Annotated in this window: 11 protein-coding genes; 7 read left to right on the forward strand and 4 right to left on the reverse strand. The window is 66.1% G+C overall.

The features are described 5' to 3' along the window. The first annotated feature begins 186 nt into the window (after positions 1–186). The 5 genes from A5788_RS06490 to proB all read left to right on the forward strand — a co-directional run bounded on the left by A5788_RS06490 (position 187) and on the right by proB (position 7,248). The gene (locus tag A5788_RS06490) at positions 187–3,612 is read left to right on the forward strand and encodes a translation initiation factor IF-2 N-terminal domain-containing protein (protein ID WP_064869816.1); all 3,426 of its coding nucleotides are present in this window, start codon (positions 187–189) and stop codon (positions 3,610–3,612) included. 279 nt (positions 3,613–3,891) lie between these two features. Then, on the forward strand, positions 3,892–4,203 hold the full coding sequence (rplU, locus tag A5788_RS06495; protein ID WP_005176586.1) for a 50S ribosomal protein L21: 312 nt from the start codon (positions 3,892–3,894) through the stop codon (positions 4,201–4,203). A 63-nt stretch (positions 4,204–4,266) separates the two neighbouring features. Beyond that, positions 4,267–4,530: a 50S ribosomal protein L27 gene (gene rpmA / locus A5788_RS06500; RefSeq protein WP_005205054.1), complete on the forward strand. Its 264-nt coding sequence runs from the start codon at positions 4,267–4,269 to the stop codon at positions 4,528–4,530. Between the two features lie 152 nt (positions 4,531–4,682). Continuing rightward, positions 4,683–6,140, forward strand: a complete 1,458-nt coding sequence (gene obgE, locus A5788_RS06505) for a GTPase ObgE (RefSeq protein WP_064869818.1) — start codon at positions 4,683–4,685, stop codon at positions 6,138–6,140. Beyond that, complete coding sequence (proB, locus tag A5788_RS06510; RefSeq protein ID WP_064869820.1) at positions 6,133–7,248, forward strand: glutamate 5-kinase; 1,116 nt, start codon at positions 6,133–6,135, stop codon at positions 7,246–7,248. The genes obgE and proB overlap by 8 nt, the downstream gene beginning before the upstream one ends. Before the next feature lie 30 nt (positions 7,249–7,278). On the opposite strand, the gene A5788_RS06515 is transcribed toward proB, so the two are convergent. The 4 genes from A5788_RS06515 to ectA all read right to left on the reverse strand — a co-directional run bounded on the left by A5788_RS06515 (position 7,279) and on the right by ectA (position 10,793). Then, on the reverse strand, positions 7,279–8,163 hold the full coding sequence (locus tag A5788_RS06515) for a Sir2 family NAD-dependent protein deacetylase (RefSeq protein ID WP_064869822.1): 885 nt from the start codon (positions 8,161–8,163) through the stop codon (positions 7,279–7,281). A 142-nt stretch (positions 8,164–8,305) separates the two neighbouring features. Further along, positions 8,306–8,731 (reverse strand): ectoine synthase, encoded by a 426-nt coding sequence (locus A5788_RS06520; protein WP_049697058.1) that lies wholly within the window; start codon positions 8,729–8,731, stop codon positions 8,306–8,308. Continuing rightward, entirely contained in the window at positions 8,728–9,999 is a 1,272-nt protein-coding gene (ectB, locus tag A5788_RS06525) for a diaminobutyrate--2-oxoglutarate transaminase (RefSeq protein ID WP_064869824.1), read from the reverse strand. Before ectB ends, A5788_RS06520 begins: the two co-directional genes overlap by 4 nt. 266 nt (positions 10,000–10,265) lie before the next feature. Further along, the gene (gene ectA, locus A5788_RS06530) at positions 10,266–10,793 is read right to left on the reverse strand and encodes a diaminobutyrate acetyltransferase (protein ID WP_064869826.1); all 528 of its coding nucleotides are present in this window, start codon (positions 10,791–10,793) and stop codon (positions 10,266–10,268) included. A gap of 188 nt (positions 10,794–10,981) precedes the next feature. Between ectA and rsmD the strand changes: the two genes are divergently transcribed. Together rsmD and coaD are read left to right on the forward strand one after the other, a co-directional pair. Further along, positions 10,982–11,545, forward strand: a complete 564-nt coding sequence (gene rsmD / locus A5788_RS06535; protein WP_064869828.1) for a 16S rRNA (guanine(966)-N(2))-methyltransferase RsmD — start codon at positions 10,982–10,984, stop codon at positions 11,543–11,545. Then, positions 11,542–12,030: a pantetheine-phosphate adenylyltransferase gene (coaD, locus tag A5788_RS06540; protein WP_064869830.1), complete on the forward strand. Its 489-nt coding sequence runs from the start codon at positions 11,542–11,544 to the stop codon at positions 12,028–12,030. The genes rsmD and coaD overlap by 4 nt, the downstream gene beginning before the upstream one ends. The last annotated feature ends 165 nt before the right edge of the window (positions 12,031–12,195 follow it).

Consider the following 12,195-nt stretch of genomic DNA (forward strand, 5'->3'; position numbering starts at 1 on the left):
GCCACGCGTGGCGTGGAAGGCATGACGGACCTCATCACCCAGCAAGAGCGCAACCTGCGGACTCCGGACAACGGAACACCAGGAGCGCGGAGACCATATAACACCGGTCCGCACAGGACCGGGACACACGAGAGACCCCCGCGTGGCCGCCGACATTGTCGCGCCCGGGGGTTCAAGGAGACATCAGTGACCGACAACGGGTCGCCGATCGACGCGAACGCTGCGTCAGGCTCGGCGGAGGATTTTCCCAGCAAGCTTCGGGTGCACGCGCTGGCGCGCACGCTCGGCCTCACGAGTAGGCAGGTGCTCGCGCACCTCGCGGAACTGGGCTGGCCCAGCCGAAGTGCTCAATCGAGCGTCGAGCGCAGCATGGCTCAGGCCGTCGCCGACCGTGTACGCAACGACGTCGAGGTCGACGACACCGCCGTACCCGTCGACGAGGCGGCGCCCGCCACCGAGGAGCAGGCCAAGGCAACTCAACCGACAGAGCCTGCCGAAGTGTCTGACCAGGGTGAACCTGCGGGCGTGACCGAGGCCGTCGACGCTGCACCAGCACCCGATGCACCAGCATCCGACGCACCCGAAGCTGAGGTGCCAGGAGCCGAGTTGCCAGGAGTGGCGGCGTCGCAGCCGTCCGCCCCCGCAGAGGTCGCCGACGTCGAGCAGAGCGCAGAGTCGCATGCGTCGCACACGCATTCGCTCTTCTCCGCGATCGAGACCGAGAAGCCGCAGGTCGCGGCGCCTGCCGAGGAGATTGCCGCCAGCCCGCTCTTCCTTCCCCCGCAGCCGGCCGCCGCGTCTGACGCGCCCAGCGGTCGTCACCGCAAGAGCGGCGAGGACGCCACGGCCGACTCTTCGTCGGATGACTCGCAGCGTCGCGCCAACAGCGGTCGACCCACGTCCGAGCCTTCGACGTCTGGTCGTTCGACGCCGAACGCGGCCGACGAGAGTGCCGAGGACTCCGCAGACCCGACCGATAACGAAGGCGCCGACAACGAAGGCGCCGACAACGACAGCTCCGGCGATGACGGCGGCCGCAATCGTCGACGTCGTCGTGGCAGACGTGGTCGTGGCCGCGGTCGCGGCGACCAGAACGAGCGTGACCAGAACGAGGACACCGACTCGTCGGACGATTCCGACCAGTCTGATTCTGATCGGTCCGATGCCGATCTTTCCGACTCCGATCACTCCGACTCCGATCATCCCGATTCTCAGTCGGACAACGATCGACCCGCGGGCAAGAAGCGGAAGAAGTCCGGCAAGGGCAAGCCAGCAGAGGGCAAGAACGCAGCCGGCAACAGCGGTGAGGGCGAGAGTCAGGCTGACGGGCGCGGGCAGGGCCAGGGCTCGGCAGACGATTCCAACGCCGCGGACGATTCCGCCGACAAGGGCGACAATCAGGCCGACGGCAACGCCGACGACTCGGATGATGCCGAATCCGGAGACGGATCGTCGACCAAGCGCCGCAGGCGCCGTCGTCGCCGTAAGGGTGGAGCAGAATCCGACGACTCATCGTCGCCCGACGATCCGCCGAACACCGTCGTCCACGAGCGGGAGCCGCGCAGCAAGCGTGCCCGCGACGAGGTGCAGGGGATTTCGGGGTCGACGCGCCTCGAGGCCAAGCGCCAGCGACGTCGCGACGGTCGGGACGCGGGGCGTCGTCGACCACCGATTCTGAGCGAGTCGGAGTTCCTCGCGCGTCGCGAGGCAGTCGACCGCGTGATGGTCGTGCGTGAGCGCAGCGCCAACGTTCGACTCTCGCAGTCCGACGAGCATGATCACGTCACTCCCGTCGAGGACTACACGCAGGTCGCCGTGCTCGAAGACGGTGTGCTCGTCGAGCACTTCGTCACCACGGAGACGTCGTCGTCGATGGTCGGGAACATCTACATCGGGCGCGTGCAGAACGTGCTGCCCGGCATGGAAGCCGCGTTCGTCGACATCGGTCGCGGTCGCAACGGCGTGCTCTACGCGGGTGAGGTCAACTGGGACGCTGCCGGACTCGACGGCGGGTCACGCAAGATCGAACAGGCCCTTAAGCCCGGCGATCCGGTGCTCGTGCAGGTCAGCAAGGACCCGGTCGGGCACAAGGGCGCTCGACTGACCACGCAGATCTCGCTGGCCGGTCGCTACCTGGTCTACGTGCCGGGTGGAACGTCGACCGGTATCAGCCGCAAGCTTCCCGACGTCGAGCGCAAGCGGCTCAAGCAGATCCTCGCCAAGCTGGTCCCCGACGATGCGGGTGTCATCATCCGTACCGCGTCGGAGGGTGTGAGCGCCGACGACCTCGCCGCCGACATCGAGCGACTCGAGAAGCAGTGGAAGTCGATCGACGAGGCGTTCGGCAAGGCCAACAAGGGGTCTGTGTCGCCGCGCGCGCTCTACGAGGAGCCGGACCTGCTGGTCCGCGTGGTCCGCGACCTGTTCAACGAGGACTTCAAGAAGCTCGTCGTCGAAGGCGACAAGGCGTGGAATCTCGTCGAGGGATACGTCAGTTCGGTTGCGCCCGACCTCATGGATCGGGTGGAGCGCTTCGAGCGTCCGCGCGCCGACGCGCCCGACTCCTTCGTCGTGCACCGTATCGACGAGCAACTCGCCAAGGCGCTCGACCGCAAGGTGTGGCTGCCGTCTGGCGGCACGCTGATCATCGAGCACACCGAGGCGATGACCGTCGTCGACGTCAATACGGGCAAGTTCACCGGCTCCGGGGGCAACCTCGAGGAGACGGTGACCCGCAACAACCTCGAGGCAGCCGAAGAGATCGTGCGGCAGATGCGTCTGCGCGATATCGGCGGCATGATCATCGTCGACTTCATCGACATGGTGCTCGAATCCAACCGCGACCTGGTGCTGCGTCGACTCACGGAGGCGTTGTCGCGTGATCGCACGCGCCACCAGGTGTCCGAGGTGACATCGCTCGGCCTCGTGCAGATGACACGTAAGCGCCTCGGTACCGGCCTGCTCGAAGCTTTCTCGACGACCTGCACGACGTGCGGCGGCCGCGGGATCATCGTGCATTCGAGTCCTGTCGAGGTGACGTCCGACGACGGCGCAAAGTCGGAGAACACCGGCTCGAAGCGCTCGCGACGCAACAAGAAGAAGGCGGAACCGGCCGAGCAGAAGCCCGCTCACAACCCGGCGGAGCACCCGATGTTCCGCGCGATGGCGGCCCACACGCACGACGAGGACGGCGAGGTCATCGACGTCGAGGCAGTCGTTGTCGATGACGAGTCGTCGTCGAATGGCTCGGCAGACGCACAGTCGACGGGTCAGGACGCACAGTCGGCGGGTCAGGACGCCCAGTCGACCGGACAGGACGCACAGACGACCGGACAGGACGCACAGTCGACCGGAGAGAGTGCACAGCCGGCAGGACAGGACGCACAGTCGACCAACGGGGCAGAGGCGCCGAAGCGTCGACGCCGTGCGGTTCGTCGGGCGGCGTCGCCGACCGGAGCGGCCGAGCCGGTGGTGCTCGCAGACGATGCGCCCACGAGTGCGCCGTTGACCACGTTCGGCCCGGTCTCGTCGTCGCCGACCACCGTTGCGGTGCGACGTCGACCACGTAGGCGCACGGCCGGACGTCCCGCTGGACCGCCTGTGGAGGACTGACCACCACGTCGGCAGGCCCGGCATGATATGGCGAGTTTGACCCAGCGGCGACCGGTCCCGTAATCTTGATTGGTCGCCTTCCGCGGAGGGTTCGAGCTGTGCCGGTCATGCGATGAGCACTGCTGACGAGACCCGCGGACAGGCCCTCTGGTGTGATCCGTGAGCATCCCGGGCAGCAATGCCCGATGCCGTGCGGCCCGCACCGGGACGCACACACCCACAACGCTCGTGCGCGACGTACGCGCAGCGAGCCCGATGATGAGTAAGAGGACAGCTTCGATGGCAACGTACGCGATCGTCAAGACCGGCGGTAAGCAGTACAAGGTCGCTGAGGGCGACATTGTGAAGGTCGAGAAGATCGACAGCGAGCCCGGCAGCAGCGTGAGCCTGCCCGTGGCGCTTGTCGTCGACGGCTCGACCCTGACCACCGATGCGGACAAGCTCGCCAAGATCTCGGTCACCGGCGAGGTGGTCGAGCACGTCAAGGGCCCCAAGATCCGCATCCACAAGTTCAAGAACAAGACCGGCTACCACAAGCGCCAGGGTCACCGTCAGAAGCTGACGGTCCTCAAGGTCACCGGTATCAAGTAATTTCCGGGGCCAAGCCCCTGATCCCCAACTGCAACACACTCAGGTAGCCAGGAGGACGAGAAAATGGCACACAAGAAGGGCGCGTCCAGTTCGCGCAACGGTCGCGATTCCAACGCGCAGCGCCTCGGCGTGAAGCGCTTCGGTGGCCAGCAGGTCAGCGCAGGCGAGATCCTGATCCGCCAGCGCGGCACCAAGTTCCACCCGGGCGTCAACGTCGGTCGCGGTGGCGACGACACCCTGTTCGCTCTCGAGTCGGGCGCGGTGCAGTTCGGCACCAAGCGCGGCCGCAAAACCGTGAACATCGTTCCGGAGACCGCACAGGCCTGACCTAGCGGTTTTCGAGCACAGCTCTCAACGACAGGGCGGGCCAGTGGCATATGCACCCGGCCCGCCCTGTTGTATTTCTACAACGAGAAGATCAGGTTCGACGGCCCGACAGCGCGACCCGCGCTTTCGGCCCACGAACGAGAAAGGACGTCATGTCGCGGTTCGTCGACCGGGTGACGATTCACGTCGCTGCGGGCAATGGTGGCCACGGCTGTTCGTCGGTGCATCGGGAGAAGTTCAAGCCGCTCGGCGGCCCAGACGGTGGCAACGGGGGCAACGGCGGCTCCGTGACGCTCGTCGTCGACCCGCAGGTGCACACGCTGCTCGATTTCCACTTCCGGCCGCACGCCAAGGCGGGTAACGGGACTCCCGGCATGGGCGATCACCGTAGCGGCGCCAATGGCGATGATCTGATCCTCCACGTGCCGGACGGCACCGTCGTGCTCGACGAAAACGGGACGATCCTTGCCGACCTGGTCGGGGAGGGGACGACGTTCGACGCCGCTTCGGGCGGACGAGGCGGACTCGGCAACGCGGCGCTGGCATCCAAGGCGCGTAAGGCGCCGGGCTTCGCGCTCCTCGGTGAGGAGGGGCAGCACCGCGATCTCGTTCTCGAACTGAAGTCCGTCGCCGACGTCGGACTCGTTGGTTTCCCGTCGGCGGGCAAGTCGTCGCTGGTGTCGGTGCTCTCGGCGGCCAAGCCGAAGATCGCCGACTACCCGTTCACCACACTGCAGCCCAACCTCGGCGTCGTGCAGACCGCCGGCGGTGTGTTCACCATCGCCGACGTCCCGGGGCTGATTCCCGGCGCATCGAGTGGCCGAGGGCTCGGGCTGGAATTCCTACGGCATCTCGAACGCTGCGCGGTGCTCGCGCACGTCGTCGACCTCGCCACGCTGGAACCGGGCCGTGATCCGATCTCCGATATCGACGCGCTCGAAGCCGAGCTCGCGGCGTACGAACCTGCGCTGCACACCGATCACGGCCTCGGCGACCTCGCCGAGCGCCCGCGCGTGGTGATCCTGAACAAGACCGACGTGCCCGAGGCCAACGAACTGGCCGACCTCGTCGAACCCGAACTCGCAGAACGCGGTTGGCCCGTATTCCGGATCTCCGCGGTCGCGCATCAGGGGCTCAAGGAACTGACCGACGCGCTCGCCGCGATGGTCGACGAGTACCGCGAGGCGCATCCGAAGCCCGTCGCACGCCGCGCCGTGATCCGTCCGAAGGCCATCGACGACAGTGGTTTCACAGTCGTCGCCGATCCCGCGACGCCCGGTGGTTTCATCGTGCGGGGTACGCGGCCGGAGCGGTGGATCGCGCAGACACAGTTCGACAACGACGAGGCAGTCGGCTACCTCGCCGACCGTCTCAACCGTCTCGGCGTCGAGGACGAACTGGTCCGTCTCGGTGCGGAGCCGGGCGCGCCGGTCACCATCGGCGACGTCAGCTTCGATTGGGAGCCGACGACCCCGATGGGCGACGATGTGCCGATCACGGGGCGCGGCACCGACATTCGGCTTGATCGGTCGGAGCGTGTCGGCGCTGCCGAGCGTAAGGAAGCGCGACGTCTGCGTCGTGGGCTGCAAGATGAGACCGACGGTGAGTGACGTCCGCGAATCGATCGCTGCGGCTCGCAGCATCGTCGTGAAGATCGGATCGTCAGCGATCACCGACCTCGACAGCGGTCTCGACCGTGACCGGCTCGACAAACTCACCGATGCGCTCGAAGCGCGGATGCGAGCGGGCTCGGACGTCATCGTGGTGTCGTCGGGCGCCATCGGCGCGGGCATTGCGCCCCTCGGCTTGAAGAAGCGACCGACCGACCTCGCCACCAAACAGGCCGCGGCAAGCGTCGGCCAGTTGGCGTTGGCGCACGCGTGGGGCACGTCGTTTCACCGCTACGGCCGGACGGTCGGTCAGGTGCTGCTGACTGCCGACGACATCTCCAACCGCGCCCATCATGCAAACGCGCAGCGGACGCTCAACCGCCTGCGCACGCTGCACGCCGTCGCCGTCGTCAACGAGAACGACACGGTGGCCACCAACGAGATTCGCTTCGGAGACAACGACCGTCTGGCCGCGCTCGTAGCGCACCTCGCAGGCGCCGATGCCCTCATGTTGCTCTCCGACGTCGACGGACTCTACGACGGCGATCCGCGCAAGGTCGGACCCAACGGTGAGCGTGCGCGCTTCATCGACGAGGTCAACGGACCCGAGGATCTCGACGGTGTGATCGCAGGCTCCGGTGGCACGCTGGGCACCGGCGGCATGGCGTCGAAGCTGGCCGCGGCGCGGCTGTCGGCCGACGCGGGCGTTCCGGTCCTGCTGGCCGCCGCCGCTGACGCCGACCGCGCGCTCGGCGACGGATCGGTCGGCACAGTGTTCGCGGCGAGGCCGGAACGCTTGTCCGCCAGGCGTTTCTGGGTCAGGCACGCCGCGGACGCGCGCGGACAGATCGTGCTCGACGACGGCGCCGTCGCGGCTGTCGCACGCAAGCGACGTTCGCTGCTCGGTGCGGGGGTCGTCGGGGTGCGCGGGCGCTTCTACGACGGCGATGTCGTCGAATTGGTCGACACCGCAGGCACTGTGCGCGCACGCGGCGTCAGCAGCTATGACTCCGACGACGTCGCCCGGATGGTCGGCCGGTCGACGTCGGAACTACCGAATGAGCTGCACCGCCCCGTGATTCACGCCGACGACCTGGTTGCCGTCTGAGCTGATCAGGCAGTCGGGTCTATCCGGCCATCAGGCCGCCAGCGGGGTGAGTTCGGCCAGCACCTCGGCGCAGTAGTGATCGATCTTGAGGTCGGCGATGTCGTCGGCGCGCGTGACGCCGCGGTTGATCACCACGAGAGGTTTACCGGTGCGGTGTGCGTGCCGGGCGAATCGTAACCCCGACATCACGGTGAGCGACGAGCCGATGACGATCATCGCGTCGGCATCGTCGACCGCCGAAAATGCTTGTTGCACGGAGGTTTTCGACGCATTCTCGCCGAAATAGACGATGTCCGGCTTGAGGGTTCCACCGCACGTCGAGCAGTCGGCAACGACGAAATCGCTCGTGTCGTCGAGTGTCACGTCGGCGTCCGGTGCCACCTCGATCGCGCCGCGGCCGGAGACGCGATCGACGAATCCCGGATTGAGCGATTCAAGGGTGTCGGCGAGGCGTCGACGAGAGATGGTCTCGCCGCAGTCGAGGCAGCGCACACGCCCATAGCAGCCGTGCAGTTCGATCACCCCGCGTGTACCCGCCTTGGTGTGCAGCATGTCGACGTTCTGCGTGATGACCGTCGTCAGTGTGCCGCGACGTTGGAGGTCGGTGAGCGCGCGATGCGACGCGTTGGGCCGCGCGGCGTCCATATGGCGCCAGCCCAGATGGTTGCGCGCCCAATAGTGGCGTCGGAAGTCGGGTGACGACAGGAACATCTCCAGCGTCATCGGCGTCCGGACCGGCGCGCCCGGGCTGCGGTAATCGGGGATGCCCGAGTCCGTGGAGATCCCCGCGCCGGTCAGCGCGACGACGCGTCGGCCGTCGAGCAGTCGGCGCATCTGGTCGACGCGGGCGTCGAGGTCGTCGTCGAGAGGTGTCGGTTCGGCCGGCGTCCAGCCGATCTGTAACCGAGTGCGCATACATCCAGGCTAGCGCCGTTTCGCCGACCGGCGGTGCCAGACGAGGCTCCGGAAGGCACAGGCCGGACGGCACAGACGCCTGCGGGCCCCGGCCTCCCGGTGGGGGAGTGCGGGGCCCGCAGGCAAAGTGTTGCTCGCGCGATCAGGCGTTCGCGTGCTTGCCGTTCGGTTGCTCCGGGACGGTGACGAGCGGGTAGATGCCGTTCTCGTCATGCACCTCGGTGCCGACCACTGGAGGGTTGAACACGCAGAGCATGCGCATCTGCGTCTCGGCGGTCACTGTGTGGCGCTCGTGTCCGTTGAGCAGGTACATCGACCCGGCGGCCAGGGGATAGGTCTGCCCGGTCTCGCGATCGAGCAGGGTTCCCTCGCCCTCCACCAGCCACACCGCTTCGATGTGGTTGGCGTAGTGGAACTCGTTGACGCTGCCGGCGTTGATGGTGGTCTCGTGGAACGAGAACCCGACGCCGTCGCCGCCGAGGACGATGCGCTTGGACACCCAGTTGCCCTTGGGGTCGGCGACCTCACGCTCGGTGCCGGTGATTTCGTTGGTGGTACGTACGATCATGCGATCACCTCCTCCACGGAATCGACGAGAATGCCGAGTCCGCGGTCAAGTTCTTCAGTGGAAATGGTAAGTGGCGGAAGAAGTTTCACAACCTCATCCGACGGTCCCGACGTCTCGGCGAGCAGTCCGGACCCGAAGGCCCGCGCACATGCCTTGGCCGCGAGCGTCGGCTCCTCGAAGACGAGGCCGCGCACCATGCCGCGTCCTCGCGTCGACAAGCCTTCGTGGCGTTCCGACAGCGTCGAGAAGACTTCGTCGATCTGGCGTCCCTTGCGGTGGACGTCGCGAGTGAGCTGGTCGTCGGACCAGAACTCGTTGATGGCCTTGGTGGCCGTGATGAACGCGGGGTTGTTGCCGCGGAACGTGCCGTTGTGCTCACCGGGCGCCCAGACGTCGAGGTCCCGACGAATCAGCACGAGCGCCATCGGCAGGCCGTAACCGCTGATCGACTTCGACATGGTGACGATGTCGGGCTTGATACCTGCCTCCTCAAACGAGAAGAACTCACCCGTACGCCCGCAGCCCATCTGGACGTCGTCGACGATGAGCAGGATGTCGCGGCGCTTGCACAACTCGGCGAGCCCACGCAGCCACTCGGCGCGCGCGACGTTGACGCCGCCCTCACCCTGGACCGTCTCGACGATGACGGCGGCCGGGGTGTTCAAGCCACTGCCGGAGTCCTCGAGCACACGCTCGAACCAACTGAAGTCCTCGACGGTGCCGTTGAGGTAGTTGTCGAACGGCATCGGCGTGGCGTGCACCAGCGGGATGCCCGCGCCCGCGCGCTTCATGGAGTTGCCGGTCACCGAGAGCGATCCCAGCGTCATGCCGTGAAAAGCATTGGTGAAGCTGACGATCGACTCGCGGCCGGTGACCTTGCGAGCCAGCTTAAGTGCCGACTCGACGGCGTTGGTGCCGGTCGGTCCGGGGAACTGGACCTTGTAGTCGAGGTCACGGGGCGCCAGGATCTTGTCGTGGAACGTCTCCAGGAACTGCTCCTTGGCGACGGTCGCCATGTCGAGCCCGTGGGTGATGCCGTCCGCCGAGATGTACTCGAGGAGAGCCTCTTTCAGGACCGGATGGTTGTGACCGTAGTTCAAGGCGCCTGCGCCCGCGAAGAAGTCGAGGTATTCGCGGCCTTCGGTGTCGGTGATCCACGAGCCACGTGCGCGACCGAACACGGTCGGCCAGTTGCGGCAGTAGCTGCGGACCTCGGACTCGTTCTGGGTGAAGACCGAGTCGTCGATAGTAGTGTCGAGAAGTTGCATCGTGCATCCTCCAATGTGGGAAAACTCTGTGCCACAGTCACTTCGGAGCGAAGCCCTCGAGAAGTGCTGTGGGGACGCGTATGTACGCGTTCACTTCGCGGCGCGCCACTGTTCGACGCGTGCGGGTTGTGTTCGGGCGCAACGGCTCTCCGTCGCGGATCTCCTCGCCGAAGACTGTTCGTCGCAAAGCCGGCGCTGCCTGCTACCAGCGAGAACGTGCCGGCGGGAAACACTCCGACCGGTGAAAGAACCCCGCGCAAGAAGTACTAGGGCTCGCCGACCTTCGGCTCGAGCATGTAGAGATCCTCCGGCTGGTGCGCATCCGGGAAATCGTCGACGGCGAACAGGTCGCGTCGAACGAAGTCCAAGCCGCGATCTCGTGCGACCGACGCGAAAAGACGTTGGGACGCAACGTTGTCGGGACTGATGGTGGTGTGCATGGCCACCACCGAACTGCGCCGGACACGATCGAACAACTGGTGCAGCATCTTTGCTGCGATTCCGTGGCCGCGGAAATCGTCGTCGACGGCGACCTGCCAGACCATGAGGGTCGACGGGTCAGCCGGGCGTCGATAGCCGGTGACGAAACCTACTGCGCGGCCGTCGACTTCGGCGACGATCGAGGTGTCGGCGTAGTCGTGGCACCACAGCACATAGGCGTAGCTCGAGTTGACGTCGAGAACCTGTGAATCCGAGGCAATTTCCCAGAGTCTGGTTCCGTCGGACACCGTCGGCGTCCGATAGTCGATCGTCAGGACAGTTGATGGGGCCGTTCTCGTTGAGGAGGGGCTCATAACGTTCCTGACGTTAACAATGTGTGTCGGCGAAGTCATGCTGCTGCCGGAATCGGACACCGAAACCCCGGCGTCGGCGCTGTTCAACACCCGATTGTGATAGGGGTCACGTTTGTGTGATTTGTCGGTGTCGGACGGCTGAGACCCGGCGTTCTCGTCGGGCGGGTATCGCGAGCAGAATACGAACAATGACGAGGATCATCGCAGGCGCTCTCGGTGGGCGACGGCTGACCGTGCCCGACGACGGCACCCGCCCGACCTCCGACAGGGTGCGCGAGGCGCAGTTCAGTGCGCTCGCCGCGCGCATCGACTTCGACGACGCGCGCGTCCTCGACCTCTATGCGGGCTCGGGGGCGCTTGCGATCGAGGCCCTTTCGCGCGGTGCGGCGTCGGCCGTCCTGGTGGACAGTCGAAAGCGGGCCACCTCGGTCATCGCCGCGAACCTGCGCTCGCTCGATCTGTCCGGTCGCTCCGACGTGGTGACCTCCTCGGTCGGGTCGTATCTTGCCGCATCGAGAGCAGGCAAGCCGTTCGACCTGGTGTTCTCCGACCCTCCGTATGCGCTGGACACGGCAGACGTCGAGGCCGATCTCGAGCGCTTGAGCTCCGACGGCTGGCTCGCGGACGACGCGCTCGTCGTCGTCGAACGCGATGCGCGATCGTCGCCGCCGACGTGGCCCGAGGAGTTCGACCTCATCGTGGAGAAGGTCTACGGAGAGACGCGCGTGGAGATCGGTAGGTTTACGCCATGAGCAGCGCAGTGATTCCAGGTTCGTTCGACCCGTTCACCAGGGGACATCGTTACATCGTCGCACGCGCGGCGTCGGCCTTCGACGAGATCGTGGTTCTCGTGGTGGTCAATCCCAACAAACACGGACTGTTCAGCATCGACGAGCGCATCGCGTTGATCGAAGAGGACTGTGCCGATCTGCCCAACGTCCGTGTCGACCGATGGACCGGTCTGCTCGTCGACTATCTGACCGAGAAGAACATCGGAGTCCTGGTGAAGGGGCTGCGCTCGGGCGTCGACTTCGACTACGAGCTGCCGATGGCACAGATGAATCGCGAGCTCGCCGACGTCGAGACGGTCTTCATGATCACCGATCCGCGCTTCGCTCACGTCTCGAGTTCGCTGGTCAAAGAGGTGGCGAAGCTCGGTGGCGACGCGTCGCCGTACCTCGCGCCGCACATCCACCGTCGCCTCGAGGCGGTCCTTGCGGGGGAGCGGACCGTCTGACGTTCGCTACTGACGCAGCGTCACAATCGTCACAGGCGACACGCCCATATCATCCGGCTCCATAATCCCAGCGATCACATTCGGCACAATAGTCGCATCAGTCTCAGGCGGACCCGCGTCACCACGACACAGGTCTCACTGACAAGTAATGGCATGAGCCGGATT

The organism is Gordonia sp. 852002-50816_SCH5313054-c (genome assembly GCF_001665925.1).
Taxonomy (GTDB): domain Bacteria; phylum Actinomycetota; class Actinomycetes; order Mycobacteriales; family Mycobacteriaceae; genus Gordonia; species Gordonia jacobaea.